The organism is Flavobacterium notoginsengisoli, assembly GCF_014207905.1.
Lineage (GTDB): Bacteria > Bacteroidota > Bacteroidia > Flavobacteriales > Flavobacteriaceae > Flavobacterium > Flavobacterium notoginsengisoli_A.
In genome coordinates, this window is the sequence record NZ_JACHLB010000004.1 from 411,147 (window position 1) to 428,537 (window position 17,391).

Below are 17,391 nucleotides of genomic sequence, written 5' to 3' on the forward strand. Positions count from 1 at the left end.
TAGAAACTTAGAACCTTAGCACCTCAAAAAATTATATTTTTTTAAGAATCTTTTGTAAAACTAATTGTGCTGAATACGTTCTATTATTTGCCTGCTCGATTACGATTGAATTTTCTCCGTCTAGAACTTCGTCACTTACGATTACATTTCTACGAACTGGAAGACAGTGCATGAATTTTCCGTTGTTCGTTAAAGCCATTTTTTCAGCTGTTACTGTCCAATTTGGATCGCTGTTGGTTACTTTTCCGTAATCGTTGAAATTACTCCAGTTTTTTACGTAAACGAAATCGGCATTTTCGAAAGCTTTGTTTTGATCATATTCAATTTTGCAATCTTGTGTGATTTCTGGACTAAGTTCATAACCTTCTGGGTGTGTGATTACAAAATCCATGTCTTTTTGCATCTGCATCATTTCTACGAATGAATTGGCAACTGCCTGTGGCAACGCTTTTGGATGCGGTGCCCAAGAAAGAACCACTTTTGGTTTATTTTTGTGTCTAGGCTTGAATTCTTCCATTGTAATAGCATCTGCCAACGACTGTAATGGGTGACGGATAGCGCTTTCCATATTTACGATTGGCACTGTAGCATATTTCAAAAATCCTGAAATTACAGTTTCCTGATAATCTTTTTCTTTATCAACCAAACCTGCAAAAGCACGAATCGCGATAATATCACAGTATTGAGAAACTACTTCTGCAGCTTCTTTAATATGTTCTGATGCGCCAGAATTCATTACTGCTCCATCTTCGAACTCTAATGTCCAGCCTTCATTGGTAAAATTCATTACCATAACGTTCATTCCTAAGTTCATTGCTGCTTTTTGAGTACTCAAACGCGTTCTTAAACTTGGATTGAAGAATAACATTCCAAGAGTTTTATTCTTCCCTAAACTTTGATTTTTAAGCGGATTCTTTTTTATTTTGATCGCTTGTTTTACCCATTTTGATAATGAGTTGATTTCTTTTATTGAGATATAGTTCATGTTTTTTTTGTTTAATCGGTTAATCGTTAGTTTGTTTAATCGGTTTATTGTTTTAAACAAATCTGACTTTTATCCATTTGTGTTTTTTTTATGTTCTGCTTTTAATCGGTTAACCGAATTAACGATTAAACAATTAAACCCTTTCTATACAATTTTAGTAAACGGAATTTCTTCCTTTAATGCTTTTAGAATAAAATTATCATCCAGTCCGTTGACAATCCAAGTTTCAATATTGGCTGCTTTCGAAATTGCCGCTGCTTCTATTTTAGACTGCATTCCTCCTGTTCCGTGTGATGATTTTGAATCGCCGATTTCTTTTTCAAGAGATTTTAAATCATTTACCAATTTAATTGTTTCCGGAATTTCATTATGAATAGATTCTTTCGTGTAAATTCCATTTGTATTGGTTGCAATAATCAGAATATCAACATTTAAAAGAACCGCCGTTAAGGCTGCTAATTTGTCATTATCTCCAAACCGAATCTCATCTGTTGCAACGGTATCATTTTCATTGATAATCGGAATGTAATTGTTTTTAACCAATACATTAATCGTATTTACGATGTTCTTTTTGGTCTGCTCTTTTTCAAAATCAGAATAAGAAAGTAAACATTGTGACGTATTTAAACCTAAATCTTTGAAATTCTCATTGTAAATCCGCATTAAATGTGGCTGTCCGATTGAAGCTAAAGCCTGTTTTACAAAAACATCTTTATCCTGATTATCAAGCTTTACAAATTGCTTTGCCGCGGCAATTGCTCCAGAACTCACTATGATAAACTCATATTCGTCGTTTAAAGCGGCAATCTGTATTCCAAGGTCTTCAATCTTTCCCCGCGAAATATGATTGGTTTCTTTGGTTAAAGTATTACTTCCTATTTTTAATAAAATCCGTTTTTTTGCCATGTCTTGTTTTTTAACCGCAAAGGGCGCAAGGTTTTTTTGATATAGCTTGTGTTTACAAACGCTAAGTTCGCAAAGCTAAATCTCAAAAAATCCAATTTGAAAATTCCAAATTCAAAAAAAAAATCTGAAATCAAAAATCGTTAATCACCAATCTAAAATCTAAAATCATCTAATTTGTCCTTCTCCGTAAACGTACCATTTGTTTGTTACTAAATGCTGAAGTCCAATTGGTCCTCTTTGATGCAATTTATCAGTGCTTATGGCTAATTCTCCGCCTAAACCAAATTGCCCGCCGTCTGTGAAACGGGTTGAAGCATTTTGGTAAACTGCCGCTGCATCTATCGCTTCCATAAATTCTTGTGATGCTTCGTTGTCTCTTGAAATAATTGCGGCTGAATGTCCACCGCAATATTTATTGATCTTTTCGATAGCATTTTGCTGTGAATCAATTGTTCCGATTACGATTTTATAATCTAAGAATTCTTCGTACCAAATATCTTCGTTTTCGATGGTTTTGGTGTTTTCGAAATTCTCTAAAGATTTATCGACAATAACTTCGACTTTGGATTCAATTAAAGCTTCGATTAACATTGCTGTGAAACCTTCAAAATTTGGCAGTTTAGAATCGATTAGCACTTTATCTAAAGCATTACAGGCAGATATTTTAGCTGTTTTAGCATTTAAAATCACTTTTAAAGCCAAATCAGTATCTGCTTTTTCATGAACGTAAACAAAATTATTTCCTCGTCCGCTTACAATAACAGGACAAGTTGCATGCGCTTTTACAAATTCTATTAATTTTTCTCCGCCTCTCGGAACAATTAAATCGACTTTTTGAGTTGGTTTTTCTAAAAAAGCTTGAGTTTCTGTTCTGTTATAATTCAGATATTCCACCCAGTCTTTTGAAACTCCGTTTTCTTCTAAAGCTTTGTGCCAAAGACTTACAATTTTCAAATTCGATTTTAAAGACTCTTTTCCTCCTTTTAATAAAATCTTATTTCCAGATTTAAAAGCGATTCCACCGGCTTCGATTGTGACATCAGGGCGAGATTCGTAAATAATTAAAATCGTTCCGAAAGCGGCAGTTTTATTCACCACTTTTATTCCATTATCATGTGTAAAATGAAAACGCTCAACGCCAACGGGATCTTCCTGTGAAGCTAACTGGTTTAATGATAAAATCATTTCGTCGACTTTTTTATCATCTACTTTTAAGCGTTCTTCCATCGCTAAATCAGAGCCGTCGTAATCAGCAAGATCTTCCTGATTGGTTAAGATAATCTGATTTCGCTCTTGTTCGACCAGCTTTGCCATGGTCCGCAGCACGAGATTGCGTTTTTCAATTGATAATGGGTTCATAATTTCTAGTTGGTTGGTTGTTTTTTGGTTGTATATTAAAATCTAAACTGTGCCGATAAATAAAAAACAGCTGATAGCACTCCATAATAAAGTAAAATATTTGCTACTATCCACACTTTTCTTTTCATGCTATTATCTGACGAAAAATAAATTTTTAAAATCTGTATAATTAATATTATAACTGAAACTAAACCAATCAAAAAATATATAAAAAAGAGAATTTTATTTATCTTTTCTATGTATTTCCAAACCGTAAATTGGTTTTGTAAATTGGCAATTAAAACAGCCCAAATTATAATAAACAAATAGACTATTGACTGAAACTTGAGAAATGAATCTAAAATTAAAAACCCCTTCTTCATTTTATTTCATTTTAAATCCAGAAACAAATTCACTCCCTTTTATTTTATAAGTAAATACTAAAGAATCGTAGCATTTACAATCTATTTCCTTCTTAATTAAAGGAGCATATTTTTCAATTTTTTTCCTAACAAAAGAATCCCTTTTGACTTCAGAAATCTCAATCTTAAAATTACTTAAAGAGTCTAGTTTTTTATTTTCACAATCTCTAAAATACCAAACACTTGCTTCATTATTATAAATATCAATTTCTACATTTTCATGTGTATTGATTTCATCTTTCATCCTTTGCAACACTTTTTCAAGTTTTGCAGAAGCAATATATTCGGGAGCTCTTCTCATTCCCCATAAAAATGGATTCAGGAAAAGGAACATTGGCAATAAAACGCTTATTACCAATATACCTCCCAAAATATTTTTAAAAAGCTTCATTTTAATTTTGAAGCTCTTCCAAACTTTCTTTTAAAGCTTTTACAAACGTATCAATATCAGCTTTTTTCACAGTTAAAGGCGGTAAAATTCTTAATAGATTTTTATTGTTTGCGCTTCCTGTAAAAATGTGTTTTTCTATGATTAACTTCTTTCTTAAAGCCGCTACGTCAAAATCAAACTCAACTCCAAGCATTAATCCTTTTCCTTTTACTTGTTTGATTCCTGGAACTTCTTTTATTTTTTCTAAGAAATATTCATAAACTTCGTTTACATTCTTTTGTAAATCCAATTTTTCAATTACATCTAAAACTGCAATTCCTGCTGCACAAGACAAATGGCTTCCGCCGAAAGTTGTTCCTAATAATCCGAAACTTGCTTCGAATTTTGGAGAAATTAAAATCGCTCCAACAGGAAAACCGTTCCCCATTCCTTTTGCAACTGAAATAATATCAGCATTGATTCCGTGGTGTTGGAAAGCGAAGAATTTCCCGCTTCTTCCGTATCCAGATTGTACTTCGTCTAAAATTAAAACAACATCATGTTTTTTACATGCTTTCTCTAAAGCCTGGAAAAACTCAGTTGTTCCTTGATCTAAACCTCCAACTCCTTGAATTCCTTCGATAATTACTGCAGTAACATCGCCTTTAGCCAATTCAGCTTCAACTAATTCAATTTGGTTTAGCGGTAAAAAAGTTACTTCTTGCTGCGCATTTATTGGAGCAACAATTTTTTTGTTGTCTGTAACCGCAACTGCTGCAGAAGTTCTTCCATGGAAAGAGTTATGAAAAGCGACAACTCTTGATTTTCCGTTATGGAAAGAAGCTAATTTTAAAGCATTTTCGTTTGCTTCAGCTCCAGAACTGCATAAAAACAATTCGTAATCTTCAAGACCAGAAAGTTTTCCTAATTTCTGAGCCAATTCCACCTGCAAAGGATTCTGAATCGCATTAGAATAAAATCCTAAATTGTCTATTTGATTCTTCAATTTTGCTACATAATCCGGTTGTGTGTGTCCTATAGAAATCACGCCATGTCCGCTGTATAAATCTAAATATTCTACTCCTTTGTCGTCAATAATTGTACAATCTACTGCTTTTACTGGAGTTATGTCGTATAATGGGTAAACGTTGAATAAGTTCATGTGTTTTTTGTTTATTTTGTTTCAGGTTTCATGTTTCAAGTTACTCAGAGAACGTTAAACTTGGAACTTTAAACTTGAAACTAGTTTATATTTCTTTGTATCTATTTCAAGTCACGTACAGAACGTGAAACTTGAAACTTAAAACCTGAAACAATTTTTTCCTAAAATCCGCTTGGTTTCAAATGTAAACCTGTGGTTTCTTCCAAACCGAACATTAAATTCATATTTTGAATCGCTTGTCCTGAAGCACCTTTGGTTAAGTTATCTATAATTGATGTTATAAGAACCCGGTTTCCTTTTTTCAATAAACTAATAATACATTTGTTCGTTTGCACCACTTGTTTCATGTTGATGTTGGTTGTAGTAACAGTTACGAAAGGTTCGTTTTTATAGAACTCTTCGTATTTTTCTACTAATTGCTCCAAACTGTCATCGCAAACTGTATATAAAGTTGCGAAAATTCCTCTTGGGAAATCTCCTCTATTCGGAATAAAAAGCAATTCGCTATCAAAATCATCTTGAAGCTGAACCAAACTTTCTGAAATCTCACCTAAATGCTGGTGTTCAAAAGCTTTATAGTGCGACATATTGTTGTTTCTCCAACTGAAATGAGATGTTTCAGAAAGACTTACTCCTGCACCTGTGCTTCCGGTTGTTGCATTAATATGCACATCATTATTCAACAAATTTTGTTTTGCTAAAGGCAGTAAAGCCAACTGAATAGCAGTTGCAAAACAACCTGGATTGGCGATATAATTTGTCTTTTTGATTTCGGCTTTATTGATTTCAGGCAAACCGTAAACAAAATCTTTTCCTTCGAAATGCGCGTCTTTATTCAATCTGAAATCATTCCCTAAATCGATGATTTTGGTATGACTTGCAAACTGATTTTCTTTCAAAAATGAAATCGATTTTCCATGACCTAAGCACAAGAAAACAACATTCACATTCGGATTGATTTCGGCTGTGAAATTCATTTCGATATCGCCCATCAAATCGTGGTGCGCTACAGAAAGAGGTTTTCCGGCATTTGTTGTACTGTAAACAAAATCGATGTTTACGTTGGGATGATACATTAAAATTCTGATGAGTTCTCCAGCTGTGTAGCCCGAACCACCAATAATTCCGACATTAATCATGATCTAATTTGTTTACAGATGAGAATATGTTTTGTGCATTTCCTAAAATCTTAATAAATCCTTTTGCATCGTCTGATGTCCAAGCATTGTTCATTTCTCCGTATTGACCAAAACCTGTGTTCATTAAATCATTTTCAGATTCGATTCCGTCCAATGAGAAATGGTATGGTTTTAATGAAACTGTAACCGTTCCATTTACTGTTTTTTGAGTGTCTTGCAAGAAAGTTTCAATGTTTCTCATAACTGGATCCAAAAACTGACCTTCGTGGAATAACATTCCGTACCAGTTTCCTAATTGTTCTTTCCAGTATTGTTGCCATTTTCCAAGAGTATGTTTCTCTAATAAATGGTGCGCTTTGATAATAATTAACGGCGCAGCAGCTTCAAAACCAACTCTCCCTTTAATTCCGATAATTGTATCTCCAACGTGAATATCTCTACCAATTGCGTAAGCGCTTGCTAATTTTTCAAGAGCTACAATATTGTTAGATGGTTTATCTGTTTTTCCGTTTAAACCAACTAATTCTCCTTGTTCAAAATGAAGGGTAACTTTCTCTTCTCCTTCTTTTTGTAATTGAGATGGATAAGCCTCGCTTGGTAATGGCTGGCTTGAAGTCAAAGTTTCTTTTCCTCCAACACTTGTTCCCCAAAGTCCTTTATTAATAGAATATTGTGCTTTTTCCCAAGAATAGTGAACTCCGTTTTGAGCTAAATAATCTACTTCTTCTTGTCTTGAAAGTTTTAAATCTCTAATTGGAGTAATAATTTCGATTTCCGGAGCAATAGTTTGGAAGATCAAATCGAAACGAATTTGGTCGTTTCCTGCACCCGTACTTCCGTGAGCGATTGCAGTTGCTCCTACTTTTTTAGCATATTTTATAGCTTCAATTGCTTGAAAAACACGCTCTGCACTTACTGATAATGGATACGTATTGTTTTTTAATACATTTCCGAAAATCAAGTATTTTATAGCTTTATCGTAATATTTATCTAAAATGGTCAAGTTAGCATGTTGTGCACTTCCTAACTCATAAGCTCTTTTTTCAATAGCTGTTAATTCTTCAGCAGAAAATCCTCCTGTATCTACAAGAACAGTGTGAACTTCGTATCCTTTTTCATTTTTTAAATATTTCAAACAATACGAGGTATCTAATCCTCCGCTATAAGCTAATACTACTTTTTTCATTTTTTATAATTTAGGCTAATACTTTCGTATGTAGCAGTTTGAGATTTCTTTTTGATTAAATTTTGAATAAAAAAATAAATGACAATATTTTGTTTAAGAATAAAGCTTGTTTTATTTTTTTAAGTCTGCTTAAAACAGCCTCGTTAAAAGGATGTCTTGGCGGTGTTTTTTGTTTTTCTTTTGGGTCGTATAACATTCCTGTACAAAGACACATTTTGTTTTCTTTGCTTTGTAGAATATGGAAATTAGTACACGTTTTACAGCCAGCCCAGAAGCTTGGATCAGTAGTTAATTCAGAGAAAGGGACTGGTTTATAGCCTAATTCAGAGTTAATTTTCATAACCGCTAAACCAGTTGTGATTCCGAATATTTTAGCATCTGGAAATCTTTTCAATGAATAATCAAAAACTTTTGATTTTATCTTTTTTGCCAAACCATGACTTCTATAATCCGGATGTACAATTAATCCAGAATGAGCAACAAATTTTCCATGTTGCCAACTTTCTATGTAACAAAAACCAGCAAACTTTCCATCAGCCAAAGCAATCATTGCATCACCGTTTGCCATTTTTTTCTGAATGTACTCAGGAGTTCTTTTAGCAATCCCCGTACCTCTTAACAAGGCAGATGATTCTATCGTATCGCAAATTTCCTGTGCGAATTTGAAGTGTTCTTCCTGGGTAACAACAATAGAGATCTTCATTTCAATAATTGAAGTTAGAGTTAAAAATTAAAGCATATTGTTTACTTTGAAATCCAGAATTGAATCCAATAAAATTAAGCAAAATAGAAGTAACATTCTCAAAATCAAAATCTTGACTAAGAAAATTTACAAAATAATAAATACTGTTAGGATATGTTTGTCCAATGGACAAATTATGTGATTTCAAAATGAAAAATGGATATGAATAAATATACGGCTATAAAACTCAGTGAACACTATAGAGCTAGTGTCCGTACTTCGGGAGAAGTAATCGGTGAGTTTGTCCGTGACAAAGAAGTTATATGTAAACTTATTTTATTCATCGGTGCAAAAGTACATCTTTTTTTCATTTACAAAACAAAAAATTAAAATTCTAACATTTTTTTTGCGTTTTGTTAATACATCAAAAAGAAAAACCCGATAGTTATAAGTAACTATCGGGTTTTAAATACTTTAAATTTTAATATTTAGTTCTTCGTAAAAGGAATTACTTGTCCGTTACCTAAAACAATCATATCAAAACCTGTTTTCGCTTCATTATATTTGAATTTCAAACCAGCTCCTTTAGACTCAAATGTGTCTTTTTCGTTCTCTACTGGTTTAACTGAAAACTTCGGAAAATCTGTAATTTCAACATACATTGTACTGTTTTTCTCTGTAACCTCAATTTTAAGAGGCGCTCTTGAAGTAGAAAAATTTCCTAAATATGGATCTAAAATAATATCTTTTTCAACCTTACCTTTTCCCGCAGTCCAAACATTATTTGATGTATTATTATCTGGAAATGCGTTATCTGGATCTAAAGTTATACTTTCTATTTCTTCTGTCGAATTATGCTTGAAAGACCAGCTATTGTTACGTTGCCAAATCTCTACAGGGAGATTTACTCTTGTTACCTTTCCGCTTTTTGTTTTAACGTCTAAAACAATTGGCATTGGCATTTTATCAAAGTTTTCTACTGTTATAATAACGCCTTTCGCAGGATCATTTTTTACATATTTAATCGAATTGATTCCTTGGTCAAATCTCCAGTTGTTTACAAACCAACTTCTCCAAAACCAACTTAAATCTTCTCCTGCTACATTTTCCATAGATCTAAAGAAATCGTCCGGTTGTGGGTGCTTGTAAGCCCAACGCTGAATATAAGTTCTAAAAGCAGTATCAAAACGCTCTTTTCCTAAAATTTGTTCTCTCAAAATCACCAAACCTGCACTTGGTTTAAAATAACACAACATTCCGATATTTTGTTCTTTCATGTTATCAGGAGAACTCATTATAGTTTCCAAATCAGGACGTGTAAATGGCTCAGCTTGCTCGTGCAAGTTTGTCGCTGGTTCTTTGTATTCTCCATTATTGAATGCAGCAGTACTTAATGAATTGATAAAAGTATTAAAACCTTCATCCATCCAACCGAATAATCTTTCGTTTGAACCTACAATCATTGGAAACCAAATGTGTCCAAATTCGTGATCTGTAACTCCCCACAAATCTGCTCCTTTAGATTTCCATCCGCAGAAAACAATTCCAGGGTATTCCATTCCGCCTTCGTTTCCTGCAACGTTAGTAGCTGCTGGATAAGGATATTCGAACCATTGCTTAGAATAATGTTCAATTGAAGCTTTTACGTATTCTGTCGAACGCCCATAACCATCACGACCATCACTTTCAACTGGATAAGCAGATAATGCTAAAGATTTTTTACCGCTTGGAAGATTAATTTTTGCTCCATCTAAGATAAAAGCCGAAGAAGATGCCCAAGAGAAATCACGCGCATTTTTGATTTTGTAATGCCATGTTTTTTCAGTTCCCGCATTTGCACTTGCAGTCGAAGCTACTTCAGAAGCAGTACGAATCATAACTGTTTTATCACTGTTTGAAGCTTCTTTATATCTTTTTAATTGTTCAGCAGAGAATACTTCTTGACCGTTAACTAATTCACCAGAAGCCACCACATAATGATTTCCAGGAACAGTCAATTTTACATCAAAATCTCCGTATTCTAAATAAAACTCAGAAGCACCTAAATAAGGAGGAGTATTCCAACCTCTTACGTCATCGTATACACACATACGTGGATACCATTGTGCAATAGTAAAGATTTTTCCGTTTTTAGTTTCTAAAACTCCCATTCTGTCTGAACCTTCAAATGGCGCAATGAAAGAGAATTCTATCTTAATTTTTACAGAACCTCCTTTTGCAGCCAATTCTTGCGGAAGAAAAATCTGCATTCTCGTATCTGTAACAACATATTTTGCTTCAACTTCTGTTTTAGTTTTTCCGCCAGAAATTACTTTAACCGATTTAATTTTGTTACCACCGTCAAAAACTTGACCTTGAGCTCCATTACGGCTTCCTGTTAATGGCACAACAGCATTTCCTCTGGAATCATCTTTGAATAAGTTCTGATCTAAATTCAACCAAAGAAAACCTAATTTATCTGGACTATTGTTTGTATAAGTAATCTCATCTGTACCAACAATCTCGTTTGTTGTTCCGTTTAATTTTGCTGTAATTTGGTAATCGGCTCTATTTTGCCAATACTCAACACCTGGTTGGCCACTCGCAGTACGAGTTGAAGTCCCGTTTTTGGTGTAAAAATGAGGACCAAAGGCATCATGATAATTATAGTTATTTACTGGATTTGTAGTTGTCGCTGACGGAGTTTGCTGCGCCCAAACTGAAGAAATCCCAAAAAATAAAGCCGCGGTTAAAATGGCTTTTGCACATTGCTTTTTCATATTTTTTAGCTGTTTATGTAGCAAATTAATGAAAAAAAAAGCTATTCGCAGAGAAATTTCAAAACATAAATTGAATTTTAGCAAAATTTTATCAATAAAATAATTTAGGTGATTTTCCTAAAAAAGTAATTTTTATAAAATATATTTACATCACAGTAAAAATTATTCACTTTAGACATTCTATTTTGACTACAACAATCTCAAATTCAACACTTACAGCTTCTATAAACCATTCTGGAGCTGAATTATTTTCTATAAAAGACAATCAAAACAAAGAATATATCTGGGAAGGAAATCCTGATTTTTGGGGCAAACACTCACCTGTCCTTTTCCCTATTGTTGGCACTTTAAAAAACAACACTTACAAAATCAATAATAAAGAATATAATTTACCTCGTCATGGATTTGCGCGTGATATGGAATTTCAGTTGATTGAAAAAACCGAGAACAAAGCGGTATTTTCTTTACAATCTTCTGAAGAAACACTTAAAAAATATCCTTTTAATTTTGAATTGCAGCTTATTTATACTTTAAATGAAAATTCTTTAGAGCTTGAATACAAAGTCATCAATAAAGGAAAAGAAAAAATGCCTTTTTCAATTGGTGCACATCCTGCTATTGCATTACCTGACAACTTTGAGAATTATGCTTTTGAATTTGAAAAAGAAGAAAATCTGAAATATTATCTTCTTGAAAATGATTTAATTTCATCAAAAACTAAAATTTTAGAAGCAGAAAACAAAATTGTTCCTTTAAATTATGAACTTTTCAAGAATGATGCTTTAATCTTTAAAACATTAGAATCTAAATCTTTGACTATTCTTGAAAATTCAAAACCTTACGTAAAAGTTGATTTTAAAGATTTTCCAAGTTTAGGTTTATGGACTAAAGAAAATGCTCCATTTATTTGTATTGAGCCTTGGCTTGGCTATTCTGACACCGATGAAAATTCTGGAAATTTATATGAAAAAGAAGGAATTTTTACTTTAGAAGAAAACAGAACTTTCAACGCAAAATTTAGCATTACTATACTTTAATATATTCACAATGTTAGAATTCAATTTTTCTCCTTTTCCAATCATCAAAACAGAACGTTTGATTTTGGATAGAATTACAGATGAAGACGTAAATGAAATTTTTCAATTACGTTCAAATCCTGAAATAATGAAATATATTCCGAGGCCATTGGTAAAAAACAATGATGAAGCTTTGGAACATATTAAGATGATTCGAGATAAAATTGAAACAAATGAAGGAATTAATTGGGGAATTAGACTTAAAGACGACCCAAAATTAATTGGATTTATTGGATTCTACAGATTGCAACCAGAAAATTACAGAGCCGAAATTGGTTATATGATTTTACCTGAATTTCATGGAAAAGGTTTTGTTCCTGAAGCCGTAAAAAGACTTATACAATATGCTTTTGAAGATTTAAAACTGCATTCTATTGAAGCTGTGATTGCTCCTGAAAATTATGCTTCGGAAAAAGTGCTACAAAAATGTGGATTTACTAAAGAAGCACATTTTAAAGAGTCTGAATTTTATGACGGAAAATTTCTTGATAAGGTAATCTATTCATTACTAGAAAAATAAAAATTTATTCTTGTTAAAACAGAGTTTAGCACAATAGATATTAGCCTTTATACGTTATATTTGCGCTCGAAATCGGCTAAAAAAAGCTGATTTCGAATTCGAAAACATTTTTATGAAAAAAATACCAGCCCTAATTATTCTTCTGTTTTGTATCCAATTACACAGTCAGACTTTTATTAAATTCAACGGAGCTACAGCTTTATTATTAGTTCCTAATGTTGGAATTGAAACCAGCATCGGAGAAAAAACAACATTTAGTGCCGATGTAATGGCTTCTTTTTGGGAATCTTTCAATGGACATCATCCTATGAAATTTGTTACCGTGACTCCAGAAGTTCGCTACCATTTTAAAGAAAAATACAATGGTTTTTATGCTGGAGCTCATATTGGAGCAGACAAATACGAACTGCAAAAATGGAATTACTGGAATAGTAACAAATACGAAGATGGTTTTGGTTACAGAATTGGTGCAACAGTTGGTTACAATCTTAAACTAAACGATAAATTTTTATTAGATATTTTTGTTGGCGGAGGCTGGCATCAAGGATTCTATCATGGCTATTATAATGATGGAACTCCAGGTAGATACGAAAAAGCACCAAATTACAACAAAAGTGGAGAATGGCTTCCCTACCGTGGAGGAGTTATGATTTCTTATAAGCTATAAGAATCAACCTAGTTTAGGAAGTGTTTTTACATAAAGATTTTCAACTTTTTTACGAGCCCAATCTGTTTTTCTCAAAAAAGTAAGACTCGATTTTACACTAGGATTTGAAATAAAACACTTTATAGGTATTAATTCTCCTAAAGTATCAAAGCCGTAAAAATCAACTAAAGTTTCAACAATTTTCTGAAGTGTAATTCCGTGTAAAGGATCTTTTGATTTATTTTCCATTTTATACTTTTTAAAATATTATCAAAAAGACCGTACTGCAAAAGAGTACGGTCTTTCTTTTTATGCAAAATTACTAAATAGAATTTTACATTAATCAAATAAAGAATAATTAGAAAACGAATTTAAATCCGACAGAAATTGGAGAAGTTAAATTTGGAGCACTTCCGCCCAGTGCTGTGTTGTAATATGAATCAACATTTGCTACATGAGCCAAACCAAAATTTGTAACTGTAGTTTTTTCTCCATTCTCTGGCTTTAAAGTTGTAGAAGTAAAGTTTGCTAAATCATAAGAAAACTCAACTGAGAAATTTTTAGTTACAAAATAATCTAAACCACCAGATACAGATAAACCAACTTGATTAATTTTTAAATTGCTTTCTTTTTCCTTCCCTGAAATTACCGGTATTGCTGCTTGCCCGAAGAAATATAAAGATCCAGCAACATTCCAATATTTTCTTACTAATGGTTGCGCAACGATTAAATCGGTTTTTGCGGCCGTTCCTGCATCAGAATCTGCTTTTACATTAATATATCCTACTGCTGCTCCAACTGCTACAGATGGCGTTACAAATGTTCCAACAATTGGAAGTACAGAGAGATTTGTACTTTTAACATCTCCTGTTTTCGTTTGTTGGTATCCGAACTGAGAAGTTACAAACCATGCTCCTTTTAAGCCTTGAGAAGCATCCTGAGCTTTAGCAGTTAGACCAAATAACACAATACTCACTAATGTTACAATTTTTTTCATTTTTAAAGTTTATTTTAAATTATGAAACAAACTTAGCCGTAAGCTTTTCCCTCGGAAATGATTAAAATCATAGATTAAAAAAAAACTTTAATTATCTTGCGCCTTGATAAAGTTTTCAATTTTGTCTTACATTTGCATTATGTTAAAATCAGTCAATATATTAAATAAAAGAGCGCGATTTGATTATGAAGTAATCGATACCTATACAGCCGGAATCGTTTTGGCAGGTACCGAAATCAAATCTATACGTTTAGGAAAAGCAAATATTACGGAAAGTTTCTGCGAGTTTAGCGGTATGGAACTTTTTGCTATTAATACTTATATAGAAGAATATTCTTTTGGAAATCAGTTTAACCATAAATCGAGAAGCGAAAGAAAATTACTTTTAAATAGAAAAGAATTAAAAACACTACATAAAAGTGTTCAGGCAAAAGGTTTAACTATTATTCCACTAAAGCTATTCACAAACGAAAAAGGTCTTGCCAAATTGCAAATTGGACTTTGTAAAGGAAAGAAAAACTACGATAAACGTGAATCTTTAAAAGAACAAGACACAAAACGCGATTTAGACCGTATAAAAAAAGCTTACAATTAGTAAGCTTTTTTATTTTAACATAAACCCTTATTTATTAGTATTTTATAGTTATTTTTACTTATAACCAATTTAACTGTAGAATATGAAAAAGTACTTTATTTTGCTGATGGCAAGTTTTGCATTTTTAGGATGCGGCAGTAACACCTCAATTGTAAACAGCTGGAGAGATCCTGATGTCACTATTTCCCAAGAACAATTTAAAAAAGTTTTAGTTGTTGTTTTGGTAAAAGATGAAGCTTCGAGACGGATTGCCGAAAACAGAATCGCAGCAGGCAACCCCGTATTCAAAACTTCATATCAATATCTAGATGCCTCAAGCCAACTTACAAAAGAGCAAAAACTAAAAGTCCTTCAAGATGAGAATTTTGATGGCGTTGTTAGTATGCGTTTAGTTAGCAAAGAAAAGGAAACTACTTATGTTCCGGGCACATACACGGGAATGTATTACGGAGGATTTGACGGAATGTATACTGGAATGTACGGCTACGGTTTTGGCAATTGGTATGGAATGTATGCTCCAAACTTTTACGATCCTGGATATTATCAGGAATCGACTTTATATATGGTTGAAACGAATGTTTTTTCTTTAAAACAAAATAAATTAATCTGGACAGGCACAACAGAATCACAAAATGTAACAGATTTAGGACAAACCGTTGATGCAATTATGCTAACTGTAGTTAAAGAAATGAGAAAAGACGGCTCTTTACCTCCAAAATAAAAACATAGAAAGCAACAATTAATTTGTTGCTTTTTTTACGATTTAAAAATTGACTAAATTTGTCAAGACTAAAATTTTCATAATGAAATCACTTTTAAAAAACGCCAGAGAACAAAAAGGATTAAAAACACGAGAATTAGCACAACTCGCAGGAATTGACCAAGCTTTGATTAGTAAATTTGAATCTGGAACACGAAAACCTACTAAAGATCAAATTATTAAACTATCTCAACTTTTAGAAATTGATTATGAAACTTTGATGGTTGCTTGGCTAAAAGAAAAGATTCTTTATGAAATTGGCGATGAGGAATTTGCTTTGAAAGCTTTACTTTTAGCTGAACAAGAAATCCAAAAAAACAAAAAAGACCTTAATTCTCTATTACTATCTTCTTTTGAATCTGTTTTAAATGAAATTGAACTATTAAAAAATAAAATTCAATCTTTTAATCATTTTGAGTTACGCCAAATTTCAAAAACTTTAGAGTTAGAATTTATTTTTAGAAGTATTCATTTTAATGGAAATTCACTAACACTAGAAGAAATAAAATCTGTCATAAATGAAGGATTAACCATTTCTGGAAAAAGCATGCAAAATCATCTTGAAGCTATAAACTTTCAAGAAACAATAGGATATATTAAAGATTTAGTTCAGAAGAAAATTTACTTAAACGAAAAAGATTTTCTCGGTATTCACAATTTACTATTTAGAGGAATTGGGTCTGAAAATGCTGGAAAATATAAAAATGATTCATTGATTCTGCGTGAAATGAATTTATTTTTTAATTGGTACGAATTACACAAAAACAATCTGAATCCAATAATTCTAGCCTCAGAAGCGCATTTAAAAATACTTGAGATTAATCCTTTTGAATACGGAAATCTTCAAATGGCAAATTTGATATTAAATTGGATTCTACATCAATACCATTATGTGTTTTTCTCTGTTGAAGAAAATCAAAAAAGTAAAGATGAATATTTATCTGTTTTGGATGAAAGCCAAATCAAGAATGACAAATCGATTTTTATAAATTATATTTTAAGAATTGAAAAGGAAAATCTAAATAGAGCCATTCAATTAATTGCAAAATAAGAAAAAGCCCAGCAAAAACTGGGCTTTCTCATTAATTTTTATCTTCTAACAACGGAACAAATCTAAATTCTCCAAACTCATGTTTTTCGAATTGCGTTTCATTTTTTCTGATTAATAAAGTCATAATCTGAACGTCTTCACCAAGCGGAATAACAAGTCTTCCTCCTATTTTTAATTGCGCCATTAAGGGTTGTGGAATAAAAGGTGCACCAGCTGTAACTATAATACTATCAAAAGGTGCAAAATTTGGAAGTCCTTTATAACCATCTCCAAAAGAAACATGTTTTGGACGGATATTCAATTTTGGAAATAAAATAGAAGTTTGTTTAAACAATTCTTTTTGTCTTTCTACGGTATAAACTTTGGCGCCAAGATGAAACAAAACGGCAGTTTGGTATCCAGAACCAGTACCAATTTCCAAAACTTTATGGTCTTTCTGCACTTCTAAAAGCTGCGATTGAAAAGCAACAGTATAAGGTTGCGAAATAGTTTGCCCAGCACCAATAGGAAAAGCCTTATCTTGATAAGCGAAATCTTCAAAACTAGAATTCAAAAAAAGGTGTCTTGGGATTTTTTTTATCGCATCCAGAACCGCTTTATCAGTAATTCCTTTTTGCTCTAAAGTGTTTACTAATTGATTACGAAGTCCTTGATGTTTGGCAGTGTCTTTCAAAATTGGGTAGGTTTTATTTTCGCAAAAATAAGAAAGAAAACAGGATTTCAAATATTGATTTTTAAATAATAAATTAATACAGTCCAAAGCCGAAAGTCCAAAGTCGAAAGTCATATTTTACAAT

Annotated in this window: 19 protein-coding genes; 7 read left to right on the forward strand and 12 right to left on the reverse strand. The window is 32.4% G+C overall.

What is annotated here, in order from left to right; translation table 11 throughout:
• Positions 1–31: 31 nt before the first annotated feature.
• From HNP35_RS14575 to HNP35_RS14610, 8 genes are all read right to left on the reverse strand, one after another.
• Positions 32–985, reverse strand: a complete 954-nt coding sequence (locus tag HNP35_RS14575) for an N-acetylornithine carbamoyltransferase (RefSeq protein ID WP_184163430.1) — start codon at positions 983–985, stop codon at positions 32–34.
• Positions 986–1,129: 144 nt separating this feature from the next.
• Positions 1,130–1,891 carry a glutamate 5-kinase gene (proB, locus tag HNP35_RS14580; protein ID WP_184163433.1) on the reverse strand — a complete coding sequence of 254 codons (762 nt, stop codon included), beginning with the start codon at positions 1,889–1,891 and terminating at the stop codon, positions 1,130–1,132.
• A 165-nt stretch (positions 1,892–2,056) separates the two neighbouring features.
• Positions 2,057–3,250: a glutamate-5-semialdehyde dehydrogenase gene (locus tag HNP35_RS14585; RefSeq protein WP_184163436.1), complete on the reverse strand. Its 1,194-nt coding sequence runs from the start codon at positions 3,248–3,250 to the stop codon at positions 2,057–2,059.
• 363 nt (positions 3,251–3,613) lie between these two features.
• Positions 3,614–4,042: a hypothetical protein gene (locus tag HNP35_RS14590; RefSeq protein ID WP_184163439.1), complete on the reverse strand. Its 429-nt coding sequence runs from the start codon at positions 4,040–4,042 to the stop codon at positions 3,614–3,616.
• Position 4,043: 1 nt separating this feature from the next.
• The gene (locus tag HNP35_RS14595) at positions 4,044–5,183 is read right to left on the reverse strand and encodes an aspartate aminotransferase family protein (protein ID WP_184163442.1); all 1,140 of its coding nucleotides are present in this window, start codon (positions 5,181–5,183) and stop codon (positions 4,044–4,046) included.
• A gap of 161 nt (positions 5,184–5,344) precedes the next feature.
• Positions 5,345–6,322, reverse strand: coding sequence for an N-acetyl-gamma-glutamyl-phosphate reductase (gene argC / locus HNP35_RS14600; RefSeq protein ID WP_184163445.1), 978 nt, complete (start codon positions 6,320–6,322; stop codon positions 5,345–5,347).
• On the reverse strand, positions 6,315–7,508 hold the full coding sequence (locus HNP35_RS14605; protein ID WP_073409232.1) for an argininosuccinate synthase: 1,194 nt from the start codon (positions 7,506–7,508) through the stop codon (positions 6,315–6,317). Before HNP35_RS14605 ends, argC begins: the two co-directional genes overlap by 8 nt.
• Positions 7,509–7,563: 55 nt before the next feature.
• A complete protein-coding gene (locus tag HNP35_RS14610) occupies positions 7,564–8,211 on the reverse strand; it encodes a GNAT family N-acetyltransferase (RefSeq protein ID WP_184163448.1) in 648 nt (215 codons plus the stop codon).
• A gap of 201 nt (positions 8,212–8,412) precedes the next feature.
• Here HNP35_RS14610 and HNP35_RS14615 point away from each other — a divergent pair, with 201 nt between their 5' ends.
• Positions 8,413–8,580, forward strand: coding sequence for a hypothetical protein (locus HNP35_RS14615; RefSeq protein ID WP_167398317.1), 168 nt, complete (start codon positions 8,413–8,415; stop codon positions 8,578–8,580).
• A gap of 98 nt (positions 8,581–8,678) precedes the next feature.
• On the opposite strand, the gene HNP35_RS14620 is transcribed toward HNP35_RS14615, so the two are convergent.
• Positions 8,679–10,949 (reverse strand): M1 family metallopeptidase, encoded by a 2,271-nt coding sequence (locus tag HNP35_RS14620; RefSeq protein ID WP_184163451.1) that lies wholly within the window; start codon positions 10,947–10,949, stop codon positions 8,679–8,681.
• A 185-nt stretch (positions 10,950–11,134) separates the two neighbouring features.
• On the opposite strand from HNP35_RS14620, the gene HNP35_RS14625 reads away from it, so the two are divergent.
• From HNP35_RS14625 to HNP35_RS14635, 3 genes are all read left to right on the forward strand, one after another.
• On the forward strand, positions 11,135–11,986 hold the full coding sequence (locus HNP35_RS14625; protein WP_184163453.1) for an aldose 1-epimerase family protein: 852 nt from the start codon (positions 11,135–11,137) through the stop codon (positions 11,984–11,986).
• Between the two features lie 10 nt (positions 11,987–11,996).
• Complete coding sequence (locus HNP35_RS14630; protein WP_184163456.1) at positions 11,997–12,545, forward strand: GNAT family N-acetyltransferase; 549 nt, start codon at positions 11,997–11,999, stop codon at positions 12,543–12,545.
• Between the two features lie 112 nt (positions 12,546–12,657).
• Complete coding sequence (locus HNP35_RS14635; RefSeq protein ID WP_184163459.1) at positions 12,658–13,212, forward strand: DUF3575 domain-containing protein; 555 nt, start codon at positions 12,658–12,660, stop codon at positions 13,210–13,212.
• Positions 13,213–13,215: 3 nt separating this feature from the next.
• Here HNP35_RS14635 and HNP35_RS14640 read toward each other — a convergent pair whose 3' ends face one another.
• Together HNP35_RS14640 and HNP35_RS14645 are read right to left on the reverse strand one after the other, a co-directional pair.
• Positions 13,216–13,440 carry a VF530 family DNA-binding protein gene (locus tag HNP35_RS14640; protein ID WP_184163462.1) on the reverse strand — a complete coding sequence of 75 codons (225 nt, stop codon included), beginning with the start codon at positions 13,438–13,440 and terminating at the stop codon, positions 13,216–13,218.
• Positions 13,441–13,549: 109 nt separating this feature from the next.
• The gene (locus tag HNP35_RS14645) at positions 13,550–14,188 is read right to left on the reverse strand and encodes an outer membrane beta-barrel protein (RefSeq protein WP_184163465.1); all 639 of its coding nucleotides are present in this window, start codon (positions 14,186–14,188) and stop codon (positions 13,550–13,552) included.
• Positions 14,189–14,327: 139 nt separating this feature from the next.
• On the opposite strand from HNP35_RS14645, the gene smpB reads away from it, so the two are divergent.
• The 3 genes from smpB to HNP35_RS14660 all read left to right on the forward strand — a co-directional run bounded on the left by smpB (position 14,328) and on the right by HNP35_RS14660 (position 16,594).
• Positions 14,328–14,783 (forward strand): SsrA-binding protein SmpB, encoded by a 456-nt coding sequence (gene smpB / locus HNP35_RS14650; protein WP_184163468.1) that lies wholly within the window; start codon positions 14,328–14,330, stop codon positions 14,781–14,783.
• 82 nt (positions 14,784–14,865) lie between these two features.
• On the forward strand, positions 14,866–15,504 hold the full coding sequence (locus HNP35_RS14655) for a hypothetical protein (protein ID WP_184163471.1): 639 nt from the start codon (positions 14,866–14,868) through the stop codon (positions 15,502–15,504).
• Positions 15,505–15,586: 82 nt separating this feature from the next.
• Positions 15,587–16,594, forward strand: a complete 1,008-nt coding sequence (locus HNP35_RS14660) for a helix-turn-helix domain-containing protein (protein ID WP_184163475.1) — start codon at positions 15,587–15,589, stop codon at positions 16,592–16,594.
• Between the two features lie 31 nt (positions 16,595–16,625).
• Here HNP35_RS14660 and HNP35_RS14665 read toward each other — a convergent pair whose 3' ends face one another.
• Positions 16,626–17,267, reverse strand: coding sequence for a protein-L-isoaspartate(D-aspartate) O-methyltransferase (locus HNP35_RS14665; protein ID WP_184163745.1), 642 nt, complete (start codon positions 17,265–17,267; stop codon positions 16,626–16,628).
• Positions 17,268–17,391 lie beyond the last annotated feature (124 nt).

Coding starts and splice junctions, on each gene's coding strand:
- HNP35_RS14575 (WP_184163430.1), bottom strand. CDS start 985: ATGAACTATATCTCAATAAAAGAAATCAACTCATTATCAAAATGGGTA.
- proB (WP_184163433.1), bottom strand. CDS start 1,891: ATGGCAAAAAAACGGATTTTATTAAAAATAGGAAGTAATACTTTAACC.
- HNP35_RS14585 (WP_184163436.1), bottom strand. CDS start 3,250: ATGAACCCATTATCAATTGAAAAACGCAATCTCGTGCTGCGGACCATG.
- HNP35_RS14590 (WP_184163439.1), bottom strand. CDS start 4,042: ATGAAGCTTTTTAAAAATATTTTGGGAGGTATATTGGTAATAAGCGTT.
- HNP35_RS14595 (WP_184163442.1), bottom strand. CDS start 5,183: ATGAACTTATTCAACGTTTACCCATTATACGACATAACTCCAGTAAAA.
- argC (WP_184163445.1), bottom strand. CDS start 6,322: ATGATTAATGTCGGAATTATTGGTGGTTCGGGCTACACAGCTGGAGAA.
- HNP35_RS14605 (WP_073409232.1), bottom strand. CDS start 7,508: ATGAAAAAAGTAGTATTAGCTTATAGCGGAGGATTAGATACCTCGTAT.
- HNP35_RS14610 (WP_184163448.1), bottom strand. CDS start 8,211: ATGAAGATCTCTATTGTTGTTACCCAGGAAGAACACTTCAAATTCGCA.
- HNP35_RS14615 (WP_167398317.1), top strand. CDS start 8,413: ATGAATAAATATACGGCTATAAAACTCAGTGAACACTATAGAGCTAGT.
- HNP35_RS14620 (WP_184163451.1), bottom strand. CDS start 10,949: ATGAAAAAGCAATGTGCAAAAGCCATTTTAACCGCGGCTTTATTTTTT.
- HNP35_RS14630 (WP_184163456.1), top strand. CDS start 11,997: ATGTTAGAATTCAATTTTTCTCCTTTTCCAATCATCAAAACAGAACGT.
- HNP35_RS14635 (WP_184163459.1), top strand. CDS start 12,658: ATGAAAAAAATACCAGCCCTAATTATTCTTCTGTTTTGTATCCAATTA.
- HNP35_RS14640 (WP_184163462.1), bottom strand. CDS start 13,440: ATGGAAAATAAATCAAAAGATCCTTTACACGGAATTACACTTCAGAAA.
- HNP35_RS14645 (WP_184163465.1), bottom strand. CDS start 14,188: ATGAAAAAAATTGTAACATTAGTGAGTATTGTGTTATTTGGTCTAACT.
- smpB (WP_184163468.1), top strand. CDS start 14,328: ATGTTAAAATCAGTCAATATATTAAATAAAAGAGCGCGATTTGATTAT.
- HNP35_RS14655 (WP_184163471.1), top strand. CDS start 14,866: ATGAAAAAGTACTTTATTTTGCTGATGGCAAGTTTTGCATTTTTAGGA.
- HNP35_RS14660 (WP_184163475.1), top strand. CDS start 15,587: ATGAAATCACTTTTAAAAAACGCCAGAGAACAAAAAGGATTAAAAACA.